Raw genomic sequence first — 15,126 nt, 5'->3', positions numbered from 1 at the left:
TGATATCAACGCCGCCGATCGCGCCGGCCGACAGCCAGGTGTCCGGATCACGGGTGTCGTCGTCGTCCCGGCGTACTTACCACAGGCAAAGTCGAGACGGCGCCGCCTACTCCGCCGCGTGCGCCTTCACCTCCAGCGCCTCAAGCTCGTAGGAATACCCCTCCAGCATTTCATAGGCCTGCTCGATCGTCTTGATCTGCTCGTCGGTGCTCTTGATCGCCTCGGCGATCGAGCGCGAGCGGGCGCGCAGCATCGAGCCGAGCACGTCGGTCTCCGGCCGGCGGCCGAGGCGGTCGAGGTGCTTGCGCACGCGGGCCCGGTGGCGCTCGAGTTCGAGGATATGGAAGCGGCTCTTGACGATATCGTCCGAAAGCTTGCGCCGCATCGCGGCGACAGGATCGAAGCTGCCGGGCTCGCGCTCGTCGAGGATGAACTCGTTGACCAGCGTTTCCAGCATCATCAGGCCCTTGAGATCGCGCGCGTCGGCCAGCTGCGGATCGTAACCGGTGTCGTCATAGACCTTGCGGCGCACCGGATCCTTGAGCAGCTCATAGGCCACCTGCAGTCGCGCGAACTGTTCAGGATCGCCGCCGGAATCCGGATGCGCGGATTTCGCCGCCTTGCGATAGGCGTTGCGGATCGCCTGATTGTCGGCGTCGCGTTCCAGTCCAAGCAGTTCGTAAGGGTCGATCACGCTGTCCCTCTCCGTATGTCACTCTCGCCACCAGCAAGACCTGGCCGGCGCACTCTCACCAATTCAGCCCCGGCGATACTTCGCCCGCACGGCGATACTTCGTCCGTCCTCGCGGCCGCCCGTCTGCGCCACTGGCTACGCCATCGGCGGCCAAGACGGAACCAACCTTCAGTAAAACCTGCGCGTTATCCCGGGGATGCGCAAGTGTTATGGAGAGGTGCAAGCCTTCCCCCCGGCAGTCCGCCCCCAAAACGCAAACGCCCGTTGGCGGCGCGCACGTTCGGTCGCGGTCGGGACGAAATTGTGTCCGGAAACCGGCCGTCCCCGATTTTTCTCCCTGCCCGGAAAGCGACGGTCGAGAACGGGCCAAAGCCCTGCAAAGACAGAGGCTGGACGGCTTCCCGCGGCGCACAAGGCGCTTGCCTTTTTCTGCAAATCCTGTCACTTCTTGCCCCGTTCGGGCGATTTCTATCCCGGAGACTGGACTTTCAACTGCGCCCGGCCTTGTGTCGGGACCGCCGGCAGCGGCACCGTAGACGTCTTTTCCCCGATATCGTGACCACTCGACGCCTTTCCGCTTGCAAGCGGAAGACGAGATGCCCACATCCCCCAGGGGGCGCGGGCAACGCAAATTGACTGAAGGAAAAGGACTTCTTCCATGGCCACCAAGGGCATCGTAAAATTCTTCAACCAGGACAAGGGCTTCGGCTTCATCACGCCGGATGGCGGCGCGAAGGACGTGTTCGTACACATCTCCGCCGTTCAGGCCGCTGGCCTCGCTACGCTCAAGGACGGCCAGCAGGTCACCTTCGACACCGAGCCGGATCGCATGGGCAAGGGCCCGAAGGCCGTCAACATCCAGGCTGCCTAAGCCGGATCGTCCAGTCGGACATTCATTTGGAAACGGCGCTCCGCAAGGGGCGCCGTTTTCGTTTGGGGCTTGCGCTCGACCCGAGGAGAGGCGCTATCTTCTCCCGACGCAGCAAAGCCTGCGCCGAACGCGCGGCCCAATGAGCGCTCGGGCGAACTCGAGGACGACAAACCGAGAGGTCTGCGGCACTTACCCTCGAACGCCCCGCGGGCGCCCGCACACTCGGCGACCGCCTACTCCGCCGCCTGCTTCGCCGCCGTCGCCTCGAAGACCGCGTCGAAGGCCGCGTGGATTACGTCCGGCCCCGCGCCCTGGCGGGTCGCATCGGAGGACAGGATCTGGCGATAGCGTCGCGCACCCGCCCAGCCCTGGAACAGGCCGACCATGTGGCGGGTCACATGGATCAGCCGGCCGCCATTGGCGATATGCGCGGCGGCGTAATCGGCCATGGCGTCGCGGACCTCCGCCCAGAAATCAAGATCGAGACGATGGCCGCGCTCTGAGAAGGTGGCGCCGTCTTCGACGATTGGCTTGGCGCCAGTCAGCGGATGCGAGAAATGGCGATCGGCCGCTGTCAGCATGGCGCTGTCGTGATAGGCAGCGCGGCCGAGCATGACGCCGTCCAGATGCGGAAGCTGCTCACGCGCCTGATTCAGGGTCTGAAGACCGCCGTTGATACCGATGAAAAGATTGGGATTTTCCTGCTTCAGCCGATACACGAGGCCATAGTCGAGCGGCGGGACCTCGCGGTTCTCCTTGGGGCTCAGGCCCTGTAGCCAGGCTTTGCGGGCATGCACCCAGACGGCGTCCGTGCCGGCATCGATCACCTGCGCGACGAGCGTGCGCAACGCCACTTCCGGATCCTGGTCGTCCACCCCGATACGGCACTTGACCGTAACCGGGATTTTTACCGCCGCCTTCATCGCCGCCACGCAGGCGGCCACCGTTTGCGGCTCCTGCATCAGACAGGCGCCAAACGTGCCGGATTGCACCCGGTCCGACGGGCAGCCGACATTCATGTTGATCTCGTCATAGCCGAAGCCTTCGGCGATCCGTGCCGCCTCCGCCATCTTCGCCGGATCGTTACCGCCGAGCTGCAGCGCCACCGGATGCTCGGATACGTCAAAGCCGAGCAGCCTCTGCCTGTCCCCCCGCAGGATCGCCTCGGCGACGATCATTTCCGTATAGAGCAGCGCATGCTTCGATAGCTGCCGCGCGAAAAACCGATAGTGCCTGTCCGTCCAGTCGATCATGGGCGCAACGGCGAAGACCGGTGCGTTGAAATACGCCTTAGTGCGCGCAGCTTTTCCTGCGGTCTCAGTCATCTTTCGTGCGTCTCTTGTTCAATGGCCGCGGCAAGGGCAGCGCCGAAAATTCGCGCATGCCGCCAGCAGGCATTATCTAGTGTTGCCGGGCTTATATAACGCGACGCCGAAGAAAGCGAGCTTTAGACACCTACGGCAATGAGAGGCAACGAGGAGGCCTCAGCAACGCGACCCGTCACCCAAAGGGAACGGTCGTCCAGCGGTAGCGAATGCTGCGCAAGAGGAACGGCGGCAACGCCGCCACCTGCAGTGACAGTCGCTTGCACTCGCGCCAGAGCTTCTGATGTATCTTGAGCTTCAGCTTCACGCGAGCCGCTGCTCCGGCCGGCTTGCGGATCGTGCTTCCGTGCGCCGGGTCGGCGCTGTCGAGAAGCATGCCCTGGATGCAGACGGCCGGATAGAGCTGATGAATGCGGCAGTCGTCCGGCCGCGGCACCTCATCGTCGAACATGAAATGATCGACAGGGCATGGAAACGCCCCTTCCGAAAGCTCAAGCAGTCTTTTTGCATAGTCCCGAGAGATGACATAGCCGCCCGTGCCGACATGGCATCCCCGCAATGCATGGATCGTACGCCCGGCATCGGCGAGCACACGGGCACGGCTGAGAAACACCTTCTGCCGGAAAGTTTCGATCTTCAGCAGGCCCACTTCGGCCGGGATCCAATCCGATGACGACAGCGCCTGGGTTGCGCTCGGGGAAAAGAAGACATCGTCCTCGATTACCGCGCCATAGGCATCGCTCCCTTCCGCGATGATGGCCCAGCACTTCCGATGGCTCATGAAGCAGGCGATTTCAGCCTTGTTCATCCTCTTCCACTGCTTCGACACCGGCTGCATCGCCAACACGGCGTCATCGAGCTCTCGCCCGTCAACGGCAGCCACGCGCTCAAAATTCAGGCCGAAGGTGGAAAACTGGCTTCCGATGTGGATCAGTCGCTCAGGGGAACGGTCGAGATTGATCACCAGGCAGCGCATGGATACCCCTTGCTTCCTTCCATCTTGACGTGTGTGGGCCGAAAGCGCACGCCGCTTGGTCAGCCTATCGCGCCCGATCCAAGGAACTGCGAAAAAACGCTCCGAAATCAACGGCAGGGTAACCGAACGCATCATCGGGATTCGTACAACTGCGCGACGAGCTACCACGGATCGCACCGCGTCACAACGATCAGCGCTGTAGCGACAAGCGCCTGCGTTACAACAACTCCCCTGAACTCCTCGCGATACGGCACTAACGGGGCAACCAACAAGGTGCCGGCAACACGGCCTCCGCCGATAGCCTCCTGCCGACGGCGGCTCCGCGCCGGGCATGGTTTCCACTTTGTTAAGAAGAATCGCACATCTTGCCGCCTCGACTGGATCGTCATCGGAGCGAAACATGAGCTACGATTGGAGCGGCGAACGGCGCCGACGGACAATAGCGACCGTCATCGGCGCCGCATTTCTGCTGCTGGCGCTGGCGGCCACGGTCGCTGCCGCGGTTGGCACGAGCCTTTTTTGAGCGACAGGCGCTTTTTGCGCCTTCGTTTCACAAAGGACGAAACTCGCAATTGCCAACGGAAAGAAGGCAGATGATCAGCTCGCCTCAGCCCCGCCGCTACGCACAGCACGGGGTTGACGGCGACCGCGGACAGGACTAGGGCAGCGTTCCTGTATCGTTACCGGTCACAGGAATAAGGACAGACGGCATGAAACGCGCGATCGCGGCACTTCTCACGCTTCTCTTGGCCGGGTGCCAATCGATGGAGTTGGAGGCGCCTGAAATCGCGAAGCCCCGGCCGACCGCCCCGGCCGTTCCGACGCTTTCGGGCGATGCGCTCCAGGCCTTCCTCGTCGGCAAGACGCTGCGGTACAATCTCAACGGCGTCAACTCCACCTTCTTCCCCGACGGCCGCTACGGCTATCGCGACTACGAGGTGCGCGATGGCGGCAGCTACACGATCACCGGCGACGAGGTCTGCATCACCTTCGAGGATGGCGGCCGGCGCTGCGACCAGTATGCGCAGATCGGCTCCGACTATTACCGGATCGAGGAAGGCGGTCGCCGAACCAAGGTGGACCGCGTCGTCCCGGCGGCCTGACAATCCCGACGGCAACGGGCGTGCCCGTATAACCCCTCATTCCCGAGGGGTTCAATTCGCCGGCCTTCTGCCATAGTGCGCGCGGGAATGCGGCCTTGTGGGAGGGACGGGTGGCCCCATTGCGAGCGACACAATGCCTGGCGCTGTCGAAGGCCGACATGGAGCGGTTGCAGCGCGTCTTTGACGCGCTTTGCATCGAACAGGGCTGGGCGCGAGACGGTGAGCCTGCGCGGCGGCATGCCAGGATGCTGATCGACGACTATCTCGCAGGCAATACCAGCGAAGGACGCCTGCTTATTGCCGGTCGCGCCTTCGCCGAAAGCTTGCAGCGTGGCATCCCCAGATAACGCCAATCGCGGCACTCGCGCCAGGCGGAGCGGCCGCCGGCGGCAGCCTGTCCTGCCATAACCGAAAAGCTGCTTACAAAAGCGAACTCCTGCGCTACATTAGCAAGATCGACTGCCGACCTTCTCGAGAGGAGCCAGAGGCCGGCGGTCGCAAATGCCGATGTTCATTGAGATGATCTCGAGGAGGAGACGCATGCAATTAGTCTGGAAACAGCCGATCGAACTCGACTTCGTTAGCGGCGATTGCCGCACCGTCAAAGGCCCCTCAGACGCCCTCGCCTGCCTTGCAGACCATTGGCCTCGCCGCGGACCATTCTATGTGGCCGCCCGCAGTGCCTGCCGCGCCGCCATCGACGGCCGTCGCACCGCAGAAGAGGCCCGATCGCTGTTCATCTCGGCCGCCGAAGAAGCCGAGTTGCCTACGCACTAACCCGCCTACCGGCGCTGAACGAAAGGTGCCGCTGGAAGGCGGCGAGCGTTTGCCATCGGGCAAGCGACACGATGACTTTTTTGATTGAAAGCTTCGGCCTTTGACGGCCGCGGACGATTATTCAGGCTCCGGGCATTCGCCCAGCAAACGCATCATTTCAGCACATTACTGCCCAATCTCGGGTGATTTTTCCAGAAATGGCCCGATTTCTGTCGTGAAGCATTCATTTCTTTCTACTATATTCTGAGGTGCCTCACAAAAACCAATTTCGGAGCGCCTTAGTCCCATTAAGGGAATTCAAGAAAAACGATATACGGGAGAGAACATATGAGCGAGAGCAATCTCTATCGCATCGTTGAAGTCACCGTGAAGCGTGAAGGTGGCCGTCGTGATCTCGGCATCATGACCGTGCGCCAGGCCCTTGAGCTTCCCCAGGTCCCCAGCCTCGAATACAGCCATCCTGAACTCAACTCGCGTTCGGACGGTCGGTTCCTGACCCGAGACCAGCTTCAGGCCTACGCTCATTGCGCCTGACTTTGCCGATGATGGCATCCTTTCGGATGCCGTGATCGCGCGCGCCCTGGTGGGCGCGCCTTAATCAAAATCTTCGTCCCCAATCCTTGTTCTTAATTTTTCTGCGGATCGATTCCGATTCGCGGATTTATGCAGTAACGTCCGGATTCTCTCTTGCCTCGCCTCAACCGAAATCGGCCAACGGCGAACGCCCAACAAACGCGCGGTGCTCTTCCTGTCGGTTGCGACAGGCGGACGCCCAAGACCGGACGATCATGGAAACAATCATCCCCCCACCGCTTCCCGTGCTGCTGCCGATTTCCGGCAGCCTCGTCGGCTTTCCGGTTCGCCGGGTCTATTGCGTCGGCCGCAACTATGCCGCCCACGCGATCGAAATGGGCCACGACCCGGACCGCGAGCCGCCGTTCTTCTTCCAGAAGAACCCGGACAACCTGCTTGCAGCCGGTAGCGCCTTCCCCTACCCGCCCTTGACCAACGACGTTCATCACGAGGTCGAACTGGTCGTCGCGCTGAAGCGTGGCGGCAGCAACATCGCCGTCGAGGACGCGCTCGATTGCGTCTACGGCTATGCCGTCGGCATCGATTTCACCCGCCGCGACCTGCAGGCGGAGGCGAAGAAGGCTGGCAAGCCCTGGGCTGCAGCCAAGGCGTTCGAGCATTCCGCCCCGCTCTCGGCGATCGCATCTGCCGAAACGATCGGCCATCCGCTCAACGGCAATATCTGGCTGAAGGTCAACGGCGAACTCCGCCAGCAGGGCGATCTCGACCAGATGATCTGGAAAGTGCCGGAGATCATCGCCGAACTCTCCAAACTCTTCACGCTGGCCCCCGGCGACGTCATCATGACCGGCACGCCCTCGGGCGTCGGACCGGTCGCGCGCGGTGACGAGGTCACCTGCGGCGTCGATGGGGTTGCGGCGCTCGCCGTCAGCGTCGTCTAACCTGCTCACTTCCGGCAGGCGGCCCGCCGCCTGCCGACCGGCCCCGATCGGCCATGTTGCGAAAGGACAGAATGGATGCCGCTTTACGCCCTTGGATCACTTCGCCCACAGACGCCGCCGAAGGGCAGCTATTGGGTGGCCCCGGACGCCAATGTCATCGGCCAGATCGAGATCGGCGAAGAGGTCGGCATCTGGTTCGGCGTAACCCTGCGCGGCGACAACGAGCCCATCCGGCTCGGGGCGCGCACCAACATCCAGGAAAACGTCGTCATCCATGTCGATCCCGGTTTCCCGGTGACGATCGGCGAAGGCTGCACCATCGGGCACGGCGCCATCATCCATGGCTGCACCATCGGCGAAAACTCGCTGATCGGCATGGGCGCGACCGTGCTTAACGGCGCCAAGATCGGCCGCAACTGCCTGGTCGGCGCCAATGCGCTCGTCACCGAAGGCAAGGAATTTCCGGATAATTCGTTGATCGTCGGCGCGCCGGCCAAGGCGATCCGCACGCTGGATGATGCGGCGGTCGAAGGCTTGAAACGCTCGGCAGCGCATTACGTCAAGAACTGGCGGCGTTACGCCGCCGACCTCACCCGGCTGGACTGAGCGCCAAACACCTCAAGGTAAGCTTTCCACGGGCCCTGAAGGAGTTGCCCTTATGCGCAGCTCTGGCAATGGCCGCGGATCTCGATCGTCGTCTTCTCGGTCTTGAAGTTCTGCGCCCGCGTCAGCGTCGAAAGCCGCTGCTCGATCGCCTCGTCATGAAACTCGGTCACCTGGCCACAGCCTTCGCAGATGGTGAAGGCGGTGACGCCGTGATCGTGTTCGTGGTCATGCGGGCAAGAACAGGCGACGAAGGCATTCAGGCTTTCCAGCCGATGCACGAGGCCATATTCGAGCAGTTTGTCGAGTGCGCGGTAAACCTGCAGCGGGGCGCGGAAGCCGTGATCGCGCAGCTTGTCGAGAATGGTGTAGGCGCTCATCGGCCCTTCGGAGTGGCTGAGCGCATCCATCACCAACGTCTGGTTCTTGGTCAGTTGCGGCGTAGCCATTAGTGGTGCCCTCCAGGCGTGGAATGATGCGCCGCCTCGAGCGGGCGGCGGCCGATCGGTAGCAGACTCAGAACGAAAAGCCCAACCGCGGCAACAACGATAGACGGTCCCGACGGGGTATCCCAGTGAAGCGAGCCGAAAAGTCCGCCGGTGACGGCGAGCGCGCCGATGACCGATGCGAGTACCGCCATCACTTCCGGCGAGGTCGAGAAGCGCCGTGCCGTTGCCGCCGGGATGATCAGCAGCGAGGTGATGAGCAGAATGCCGACGATCTTCATGGCGATCGCAATCACCAGCGCCATCAAGAGCATGAAAAAGAGCCGCGTGCGTTCGGGCTTCAGCCCCTCGGCTTCCGCCAGTTCCGGATTGACGGTGGAGGCCAAGAGCGGCCGCCAGAGATAGACAATCGCGAATATGACGAGGATGCCGCCACCCCAGATGATGTCGATGTCGGACTCGGAGACCGCCAGAATGTCGCCGAAGAGGAAGCCGACGAGATCGATGCGCACCCAGGTCATGAAGGCAACGATGACGAGGCCGAAGGAAAGTGCTGAATGGGAGAGGATGCCGAGCAGCGCATCCGTCGACAGCGCCCCGCGCCGCTGCAGGAAGAGAAGCAGTACCGAGACCACGGCCGCGACGATGAAGACGCTGAGCATCAGGTTGAGCTCGAGCAGCAGCGACAGCGCCACGCCGAGCAGCGCCGAATGGGCCATGGTGTCGCCGAAATAGGCCATGCGCCGCCAGATGACGAAGCAGCCGAGCGGCCCGGCCATGACGGCAATGCCGATGCCGGCGATCAGCGCGCGCACGAAGAAATCGTCAAGCATCGCGCTTCTCCTTCACGTCATAGCCGTGCAGTCGCGAATGATGGCCGCAGCCGCAATCCTCGCCGTGATCGTGCACGTTTTCCTCGTCGTCGTGGTGATGGCCGTCACCGGGGTAGCAATGTTCGGTGATCGAACCGTCCGCATGCAGCACCCGGCCGTCGGGCAAATGGGTGTGGTCGTGGTGGTGACTGTAGACCGCAAGCGTATTGGCGGCCCGCCTGCCGAAAAGCTTCTGGTATTCCGGGCTCTGGCTGACCGCCTGCGGCGTGCCGCGGCAGCAGACATGGCCGTTGAGACAAACGACCGTATCGGTCTCGGCCATGACGATATGTAGGTCGTGCGAGATCAGGAGAATGCCGCAGCCTGTGCGGTTGCGGATCTGCTTGATCAGTTCGTAGAGCGCAATCTCGCCGCTGAAATCGACGCCCTGCACCGGCTCGTCGAGCACCAGCAGGTCCGGCTTGCGGGCAATCGCGCGGGCGAGCAGCGCGCGCTGGAACTCGCCGCCGGAGAGATGCTGCACCTCGGATTTCGCCAGATGCAGCACGCCGGTCGCCGACAGCGCCTCCTCGATCTCCCGCCCCTTCAAGGGGCCGGTCAGCGTCATCAGTCGCTCGACCGTCAAAGGCAGCGTCCAGTCGACGGCAAGCTTCTGCGGCACGTAGCCTACTTTCAGGCCCGGCTTGCGCTCGACATAGCCCTCGTCCGGTTTCAGCACTCCGATCGCCGTCTTCGCGGTCGTCGATTTGCCCGAGCCGTTCGGGCCGATCAGCGTGACGATCTCGCCCGGGCTGATCGAGAATTCGACGCCACGCACCAGCCAGCGACCGTTGCGGCGCACGCCGGCATTGCTGAGATTGACCAGTGGCAGCGCTTCTGGGGAACGGAAATTCAGCATGAAAAAATTCCGGATTGCATGGTTGCCACTGGCTATCGCACACGTTATAGCATAACGCAATTGATGTAATAACATTACATGACGACTTCAAGGCCGGCAACGGCCCGTTGGAGTAACAGTTTTGCATGCCCGAAGCGCGCTTGGCCGATGTGGCAGGCACGCCAATCAAGCCCGGAGAACCCGATGAAATCGACATCCGCCCTGCTCTTTGCCTCTACCATGCTTCTTGCGGCACCCGCCGCAGCGGACAGTCCCAATGTGGTGGTTTCGATCAAGCCGATCCACTCCCTTGTCGCCTCGATCATGCAGGGTGTGGGCGAGCCGTCGCTAATCGTCGAGGGCGCCGCCTCGCCGCACACCTACAACATGAAGCCTTCGAACGCCTCGGCCCTGCAGGCGGCAAAGGTGGTCTTCTGGGTCGGTCCCGGCCTCGAAGCCTTCCTCGACAAGCCGCTCGACGCCTTGAGCAGCGGCGCAAAGGTGGTGGAGCTCAGCGAAGCGCCCGGCATCGAGAAGCTGAAATTCCGCGAAGGCGGTGCATTCGAGGCGCATGACCACGGCGACGAAGGCCACAGTGAAGAAGGCCAGAGCGAGGAAGGCCACAAGCATGCCGAGGGCGAAGCGGGGCACGATCACGGCCATGACCACGATCACGGCCACGGCGATGCCGATCTGCACATGTGGCTCGATCCCATGAATGCCAAGGCGATGGCCGCCGAGATCGAAAAGACGCTCACTGAGGCCGATCCTGCCAATGCGGGCGCCTACAAGGCCAATCTGGACGCCCTGAACAAGCGCCTGGATGCGCTTGACGCCAAGCTCACGGAAACCGTGGCACCGGTGAAGGACAAGCCCTTCGTCGTCTTCCACGACGCCTACCAGTATTTCGAGCACCGCTATAAGGTTCGCGTCGCCGGCTCGATCACCGTCAGCCCTGAGGTCCTGCCTGGCGCGGATCGGGTGTCGCAGATCCATGCCAAGATCAAGGAACTCGGTGCCACCTGCGTCTTTGCCGAGCCGCAGTTCGAGCCGAAGCTGATCAATGTGGTGATCGAGGGAACGCCGGCGAAATCCGGTACGCTGGACCCGGAAGCCGGCACGCTGGAGGCCGGCCCGGATCTCTATTTCCAGATGATGGAAGGGATCGGCACCTCGCTGAAGACCTGCCTCGCCTCGGCAAGCTGACCCGTCCTCCCAAGGCGGTATCGGTGGGCGCTCGCCTGGCTCGGCTATACGGGCGCCCGCCCCTCTCTATCATTCTCGGGAATGGCCATCCTCGGCGAGATGGTGCGGAACCGGGCCGCCTGCTGGAACCTCGGGTCAAGGGGGATTGACGGAAAGACTAGCCACAGGCGACCGAGAGATTGGAACGACGACCTGCCGGCAAGTTGGGTTCAGCCCAGAGGTCCGGTGCCAAACTTCGCACTCGTATCAGGCGAGCAATCGCGCTCGCCTTTCTTTCCGGCATTATTCGTAACGATATAACATACAGGAACCAATCGATGGAAAAGCTCCCTGTCACCGTTCTCTCCGGCTTTCTTGGCGCCGGCAAGACGACACTGCTCAACCACGTGCTTTCGAACCGCGACGGGCTGCGCGTCGCCGTCATCGTCAACGACATGAGTGAGGTCAACATCGATGCGGCACTGGTGCGTGATGGCGGTGCCGGTCTGTCGCGCACGGAAGAGCAACTGGTGGAAATGACCAATGGCTGCATCTGTTGCACGCTGCGCGACGATCTCCTGAAGGAAGTCCGCAACCTCGCCGAACAGAACCGCTTCGACTATCTGCTGATCGAATCGAGCGGCATTTCCGAGCCCCTGCCCGTCGCCACCACCTTCGATTTTCGCGACGAGGACGGTGAAAGCCTGGCCGATGTCGCGCGGCTCGACACGATGGTGACGGTGGTCGATGCCGCGAACCTGCTGGCCGACTATTCCTCGCTCGATTTCCTCGCCGACCGTGGCGAAACGGCGGGCGAAGGCGATACACGCACCCTCGTCGACCTCCTGGTCGAGCAGATCGAGTTCGCCGACGTGGTGGTCTTGAACAAGGTCGGCACTGCGACGCCCGAGCAGGTGGATGCCGCGCGCAAGATCATCGTCGGGCTCAATCCCGATGCGCGGCTGATCGAGACCGATTTCGGCAAGGTGAACCTGCGCGAGGTGCTTGGAACCGGCCGCTTCGATCTCGCCAAGGCCGAAGAACATCCGCTCTGGTACAAGGAACTGCACGGCTTCAAGGATCATATCCCGGAGACCGAGGAATACGGCATCCGCTCCTTCGTCTATCGCGCTCGACGTCCGCTCGATCCCATGCGCTTCCAGGCCTTCCTCAACCGTTCCTGGCCGGGCGTGCTTCGCGCCAAGGGCTTCTTCTGGCTCGCCACCCGACCGCATTATGTCGGCGAGATCAGCCAGGCCGGCCCGCTTGTGCGGACCGGCAAGATGGGGCTGTGGTGGTCGGCCGTGCCTCAGGAGCAATGGCCGCGCGAACCAGGTTTCCTGAAGGCGGTCGGTCCCTACCTGGACCCGGTCTGGGGTGATCGTCGCCAGGAGATCGTCTTCATCGGCGCCGACCCGATGGACGAGGCGGAGCTTCGTGCCGAACTCGATGCCTGCCTGATCGCCGACGAGCGCTTTCGTCCGGAACGTTGGCGCGATCTTGCCGACCCCTTCGCCAGCTGGTCGCCACGGGCCGCCTGATGGCAGACCCCGCGCGCGCACCGCGCCGACCACGCTTCACCTGCATGGCGCTCAACGCCGCCGGGCGGCCGGTGCCGATGTTCGATCCGTTTCTGGGAGATGAACCCGCAGATGAGGACGCGCCGGAAGCGGCAGGCGCTATCGAACTCCTGCTTTTTGGCGACCGGCAAAACCCATGCGCCGGTTACCGAAAAGGCGAAGGGGCGGCGTGAAAACGCCGCCCCTTCGCTGAACCCAGAGTGCCTTATCAGCGTGCTGCCGCCAGGCCGACAATGACGCCGGTGGCAAGGCTGATCAGCAGGAAGTCGTTGCCGGACCGTACCCATTGCTGGCCGCGCGGCGGCTGGCGAAGCTTGTAGTAACGGTAGTCGCGCACCTGCGCCATGTGGCGGCGCTCGGCCGGCGACAGGCGATGGCCGCGCGCCCAGCGCTCCTTCTTCTTGACGATCACCCGCTTTTCGATCGTGACGTGCTTGTCGACGTGACGATCCACGCGGCGGTCCATGTGACGATCGTAATCGCGATCGACGGGTCGACGCGAACGATCATAGTTCTGCGCCACCTCGAAGGATCCTGCCGGCTGGGCAAGGGCTGCGACCGGCGTAATCAGAACGGAGCTGGCGACGAGCGCGATCAGGAGACGTTTCATTCGGGTGTCCTTTCTTTGTCTGCACCCGAAAATTAGACCCCGCTTCCTGAACCGAATATGAAACTCTACATTACAAATGCGTAATGATATCCATCACTTATTCCATAATTCTAATGTTTACGGATCAACTTGCCGCAAGGCTGACGTAGCGGAAGCGGTCGAAATCGGCAGCCTTGCCCGCGCCTGAGGTGTCGAAGGCGAACATGCCGGCGAAGGCCCCGGTGAAGGATCCATGCTCGCCGCGGCCGCCCTCGTCGGAGACCACGCCCGCATCGAGAACCGGGCCGATCGGCTGCCAATCCACCGCTGCGTTCGCCCGCCAGAAGAGCTGCAGGTCATTGTCGCGAACGTCCATGGCAAGGTCGATCGGACCATCGGGAATGGCGATGCCGCTGCCGACGGGGAACTGCAGCCGGCCGTGCGGAAAATCGCCGGGGCATGAGAGGATCGTCAGCGCCCGGCCCAACGTTTCGTGCCAGGTGATGCCGAGCGCATGGAACTTGTGGCGATTGTAGTAATGCGTCACACCTGCAACCTGTTGGTAGGTTACGGCCGTGAAATCGACCGTCGTCTCGGCGCGGAAGGAATGATGCTCCTGCCGCCGCGCGACCAGCGCCTGCTCGAACCAGCTGCCGATGCTCTCTCTGCCGAACAGCCTGAGGTGGCCCGGCCGCCATTCGAGCGAGAAGATCCGCTCCGGTTCCGGCGTACGCAGCCATTGGAACTCGACGGGCAATGCCTGGCCGTCGAAATGCGTTTCCGTAACCACCGGTGTCGCCACCTGCCCCGCCGGTCCCGGCGCCGGCACGAGCACCTCCGGCACCGGGCCGCCGTTTTCGAGATAGAGCCAGCCATCATCGCGCCAGACACATTTTTGCAGGGCCGTCTCGCGACCGAGCGTACAGCGGCGTCCGGGAGGCAGCGGTCGGCCGGTCAGATGCGTATGATAGGCCTGCCCATCTGGCGTCTCGACATATTGGCCGTGGCCCGCGCGCTGCAACGGCGCTTCGGGGTGGTCCTTCGACGTGATCAGATAGATATCCGGATGCATCTCATAGGGGCCGTAGATCGCGCGTGAGCGGGCCATGGTGACGGCGTGGTCGTAGCCGGTTCCGCCTTCCGCCGTCGTCAGATAATACCAGCCGTTTCGCTTGAACAGATGCGGCCCCTCGACGAGGCCGAGTGGTGAGCCGGCAAAGATGTTCTTCACGGGGCCGACGAGCCTGCGTGTCCGTTCGTCCCATTCCTGCAGCAGGATGCCGTCAAAGGCCGGATGTTTCGGCGAGCCGCCGAAGCTTTCGGTGCGGTGGTTCCACTGCATATTGAGGAACCACTTGCGGCCGTCGTCATCATGGAAGAGCGACGGGTCGAAGCCGGAGGAATTGACGTAGACCGGATCCGACCAGGTCGCCTCGATCGCCTCAGCCGTGACGATGTAGTTGTGCGCGTCCTTGAAGTTGCCGTCGAAGCGCTTGACGTCGGTGTACACCAGCCAGAACAGACCATCGTCATAGGAAAGACACGGCGCCCATACGCCGCAGCTATCCGGGTTGCCGCGCATGTCGAGCTGGCTTGCCCGCTCCAGCGGCCGGCGGACGAGTCGCCAGTTCACCAGATCCCGCGAATGGTGGATCTGCACACCCGGGTACCATTCGAAGGTGGAGGTCGCGATGTAGTAGTCGTCTCCGACACGGCAGATCGAAGGGTCCGGGTTGAAGCCCGGCAGAATGGGGTTTCGGATCATGGCAGTCATGGTTCAGGCGTCCTCCCT

Annotated in this window: 19 protein-coding genes; 11 read left to right on the top strand and 8 right to left on the bottom strand. The window is 62.7% G+C overall.

The window, feature by feature from the left end; all coding sequences use genetic code 11:
- Nucleotides 1-106 precede the first annotated feature (106 nt).
- Nucleotides 107-694 (bottom strand): J domain-containing protein, encoded by a 588-nt coding sequence (locus ASD01_RS03385; protein ID WP_034788490.1) that lies wholly within the window; start codon nucleotides 692-694, stop codon nucleotides 107-109.
- 658 nt (nucleotides 695-1,352) lie between these two features.
- Between ASD01_RS03385 and ASD01_RS03380 the strand changes: the two genes are divergently transcribed.
- On the top strand, nucleotides 1,353-1,565 hold the full coding sequence (locus tag ASD01_RS03380; RefSeq protein WP_034788487.1) for a cold-shock protein: 213 nt from the start codon (nucleotides 1,353-1,355) through the stop codon (nucleotides 1,563-1,565).
- 233 nt (nucleotides 1,566-1,798) lie between these two features.
- Here ASD01_RS03380 and dusA read toward each other — a convergent pair whose 3' ends face one another.
- Complete coding sequence (dusA, locus tag ASD01_RS03375; RefSeq protein WP_034788485.1) at nucleotides 1,799-2,890, bottom strand: tRNA dihydrouridine(20/20a) synthase DusA; 1,092 nt, start codon at nucleotides 2,888-2,890, stop codon at nucleotides 1,799-1,801.
- Nucleotides 2,891-3,065: 175 nt separating this feature from the next.
- A complete protein-coding gene (locus tag ASD01_RS03370; RefSeq protein ID WP_051659134.1) occupies nucleotides 3,066-3,866 on the bottom strand; it encodes a glycosyltransferase family 25 protein in 801 nt (266 codons plus the stop codon).
- A 400-nt stretch (nucleotides 3,867-4,266) separates the two neighbouring features.
- On the opposite strand from ASD01_RS03370, the gene ASD01_RS37180 reads away from it, so the two are divergent.
- The 7 genes from ASD01_RS37180 (at nucleotide 4,267) to ASD01_RS03340 (ending at nucleotide 7,827) form a co-directional block, all read left to right on the top strand.
- Nucleotides 4,267-4,389: a hypothetical protein gene (locus ASD01_RS37180; protein WP_256385285.1), complete on the top strand. Its 123-nt coding sequence runs from the start codon at nucleotides 4,267-4,269 to the stop codon at nucleotides 4,387-4,389.
- 187 nt (nucleotides 4,390-4,576) lie between these two features.
- Entirely contained in the window at nucleotides 4,577-4,969 is a 393-nt protein-coding gene (locus ASD01_RS03365; RefSeq protein ID WP_034788482.1) for a hypothetical protein, read from the top strand.
- 110 nt (nucleotides 4,970-5,079) lie between these two features.
- Complete coding sequence (locus tag ASD01_RS03360) at nucleotides 5,080-5,316, top strand: hypothetical protein (RefSeq protein WP_234798742.1); 237 nt, start codon at nucleotides 5,080-5,082, stop codon at nucleotides 5,314-5,316.
- A gap of 193 nt (nucleotides 5,317-5,509) precedes the next feature.
- Nucleotides 5,510-5,746 (top strand): DUF982 domain-containing protein, encoded by a 237-nt coding sequence (locus tag ASD01_RS03355; RefSeq protein ID WP_082566472.1) that lies wholly within the window; start codon nucleotides 5,510-5,512, stop codon nucleotides 5,744-5,746.
- Nucleotides 5,747-6,073: 327 nt separating this feature from the next.
- Nucleotides 6,074-6,280, top strand: coding sequence for a hypothetical protein (locus ASD01_RS03350; RefSeq protein ID WP_034788476.1), 207 nt, complete (start codon nucleotides 6,074-6,076; stop codon nucleotides 6,278-6,280).
- A 254-nt stretch (nucleotides 6,281-6,534) separates the two neighbouring features.
- Entirely contained in the window at nucleotides 6,535-7,221 is a 687-nt protein-coding gene (locus tag ASD01_RS03345; protein WP_034788473.1) for a fumarylacetoacetate hydrolase family protein, read from the top strand.
- Between the two features lie 75 nt (nucleotides 7,222-7,296).
- A complete protein-coding gene (locus tag ASD01_RS03340; protein WP_034788469.1) occupies nucleotides 7,297-7,827 on the top strand; it encodes a gamma carbonic anhydrase family protein in 531 nt (176 codons plus the stop codon).
- A gap of 50 nt (nucleotides 7,828-7,877) precedes the next feature.
- On the opposite strand, the gene ASD01_RS03335 is transcribed toward ASD01_RS03340, so the two are convergent.
- Genes ASD01_RS03335 through ASD01_RS03325 form a run of 3 tightly spaced genes read right to left on the bottom strand, consistent with a single transcriptional unit; the run spans nucleotide 7,878 to nucleotide 10,001 of the window.
- Nucleotides 7,878-8,273, bottom strand: a complete 396-nt coding sequence (locus tag ASD01_RS03335; RefSeq protein WP_034788467.1) for a Fur family transcriptional regulator — start codon at nucleotides 8,271-8,273, stop codon at nucleotides 7,878-7,880.
- Nucleotides 8,273-9,103, bottom strand: a complete 831-nt coding sequence (gene znuB / locus ASD01_RS03330) for a zinc ABC transporter permease subunit ZnuB (RefSeq protein WP_034788464.1) — start codon at nucleotides 9,101-9,103, stop codon at nucleotides 8,273-8,275. Before znuB ends, ASD01_RS03335 begins: the two co-directional genes overlap by 1 nt.
- Nucleotides 9,096-10,001, bottom strand: coding sequence for an ATP-binding cassette domain-containing protein (locus tag ASD01_RS03325; protein WP_034788461.1), 906 nt, complete (start codon nucleotides 9,999-10,001; stop codon nucleotides 9,096-9,098). The genes znuB and ASD01_RS03325 overlap by 8 nt, the downstream gene beginning before the upstream one ends.
- A gap of 183 nt (nucleotides 10,002-10,184) precedes the next feature.
- Between ASD01_RS03325 and znuA the strand changes: the two genes are divergently transcribed.
- From znuA to ASD01_RS03310, 3 genes are all read left to right on the top strand, one after another.
- Nucleotides 10,185-11,186, top strand: a complete 1,002-nt coding sequence (gene znuA, locus ASD01_RS03320; RefSeq protein ID WP_034788457.1) for a zinc ABC transporter substrate-binding protein ZnuA — start codon at nucleotides 10,185-10,187, stop codon at nucleotides 11,184-11,186.
- 317 nt (nucleotides 11,187-11,503) lie between these two features.
- The gene (locus ASD01_RS03315) at nucleotides 11,504-12,706 is read left to right on the top strand and encodes a GTP-binding protein (protein WP_034788454.1); all 1,203 of its coding nucleotides are present in this window, start codon (nucleotides 11,504-11,506) and stop codon (nucleotides 12,704-12,706) included.
- A 44-nt stretch (nucleotides 12,707-12,750) separates the two neighbouring features.
- The gene (locus ASD01_RS03310) at nucleotides 12,751-12,918 is read left to right on the top strand and encodes a hypothetical protein (RefSeq protein ID WP_156552963.1); all 168 of its coding nucleotides are present in this window, start codon (nucleotides 12,751-12,753) and stop codon (nucleotides 12,916-12,918) included.
- A 35-nt stretch (nucleotides 12,919-12,953) separates the two neighbouring features.
- Here the strand turns inward: ASD01_RS03310 and ASD01_RS03305 are convergent, their stop codons facing one another.
- Together ASD01_RS03305 and ASD01_RS03300 are read right to left on the bottom strand one after the other, a co-directional pair.
- The gene (locus tag ASD01_RS03305; RefSeq protein ID WP_034788451.1) at nucleotides 12,954-13,355 is read right to left on the bottom strand and encodes an RcnB family protein; all 402 of its coding nucleotides are present in this window, start codon (nucleotides 13,353-13,355) and stop codon (nucleotides 12,954-12,956) included.
- 124 nt (nucleotides 13,356-13,479) lie between these two features.
- Nucleotides 13,480-15,099, bottom strand: coding sequence for a glycoside hydrolase family 43 protein (locus ASD01_RS03300; protein ID WP_458574486.1), 1,620 nt, complete (start codon nucleotides 15,097-15,099; stop codon nucleotides 13,480-13,482).
- Between the last annotated feature and the right edge of the window lie 27 nt (nucleotides 15,100-15,126).

The organism is Ensifer sp. Root423, assembly GCF_001426275.1.
Lineage (GTDB): Bacteria > Pseudomonadota > Alphaproteobacteria > Rhizobiales > Rhizobiaceae > Ensifer > Ensifer adhaerens.
Note: the sequence above shows the minus strand (reverse complement) of the source record. Positions and strands in the feature narration are given on the sequence as shown.

What these genes read in the sequence shown, in the direction of transcription:
- ASD01_RS03380 (WP_034788487.1), top strand. Translation starts at nt 1,353, where the DNA reads ATGGCCACCAAGGGCATCGTAAAATTCTTCAACCAGGACAAGGGCTTC.
- dusA (WP_034788485.1), bottom strand. Translation starts at nt 2,890, where the DNA reads ATGACTGAGACCGCAGGAAAAGCTGCGCGCACTAAGGCGTATTTCAAC.
- ASD01_RS03370 (WP_051659134.1), bottom strand. Translation starts at nt 3,866, where the DNA reads ATGCGCTGCCTGGTGATCAATCTCGACCGTTCCCCTGAGCGACTGATC.
- ASD01_RS37180 (WP_256385285.1), top strand. Translation starts at nt 4,267, where the DNA reads ATGAGCTACGATTGGAGCGGCGAACGGCGCCGACGGACAATAGCGACC.
- ASD01_RS03365 (WP_034788482.1), top strand. Translation starts at nt 4,577, where the DNA reads ATGAAACGCGCGATCGCGGCACTTCTCACGCTTCTCTTGGCCGGGTGC.
- ASD01_RS03355 (WP_082566472.1), top strand. Translation starts at nt 5,510, where the DNA reads ATGCAATTAGTCTGGAAACAGCCGATCGAACTCGACTTCGTTAGCGGC.
- ASD01_RS03350 (WP_034788476.1), top strand. Translation starts at nt 6,074, where the DNA reads ATGAGCGAGAGCAATCTCTATCGCATCGTTGAAGTCACCGTGAAGCGT.
- ASD01_RS03345 (WP_034788473.1), top strand. Translation starts at nt 6,535, where the DNA reads ATGGAAACAATCATCCCCCCACCGCTTCCCGTGCTGCTGCCGATTTCC.
- ASD01_RS03340 (WP_034788469.1), top strand. Translation starts at nt 7,297, where the DNA reads ATGCCGCTTTACGCCCTTGGATCACTTCGCCCACAGACGCCGCCGAAG.
- ASD01_RS03335 (WP_034788467.1), bottom strand. Translation starts at nt 8,273, where the DNA reads ATGGCTACGCCGCAACTGACCAAGAACCAGACGTTGGTGATGGATGCG.
- znuB (WP_034788464.1), bottom strand. Translation starts at nt 9,103, where the DNA reads ATGCTTGACGATTTCTTCGTGCGCGCGCTGATCGCCGGCATCGGCATT.
- ASD01_RS03325 (WP_034788461.1), bottom strand. Translation starts at nt 10,001, where the DNA reads ATGCTGAATTTCCGTTCCCCAGAAGCGCTGCCACTGGTCAATCTCAGC.
- znuA (WP_034788457.1), top strand. Translation starts at nt 10,185, where the DNA reads ATGAAATCGACATCCGCCCTGCTCTTTGCCTCTACCATGCTTCTTGCG.
- ASD01_RS03315 (WP_034788454.1), top strand. Translation starts at nt 11,504, where the DNA reads ATGGAAAAGCTCCCTGTCACCGTTCTCTCCGGCTTTCTTGGCGCCGGC.
- ASD01_RS03310 (WP_156552963.1), top strand. Translation starts at nt 12,751, where the DNA reads ATGGCGCTCAACGCCGCCGGGCGGCCGGTGCCGATGTTCGATCCGTTT.
- ASD01_RS03305 (WP_034788451.1), bottom strand. Translation starts at nt 13,355, where the DNA reads ATGAAACGTCTCCTGATCGCGCTCGTCGCCAGCTCCGTTCTGATTACG.
- ASD01_RS03300 (WP_458574486.1), bottom strand. Translation starts at nt 15,099, where the DNA reads ATGATCCGAAACCCCATTCTGCCGGGCTTCAACCCGGACCCTTCGATC.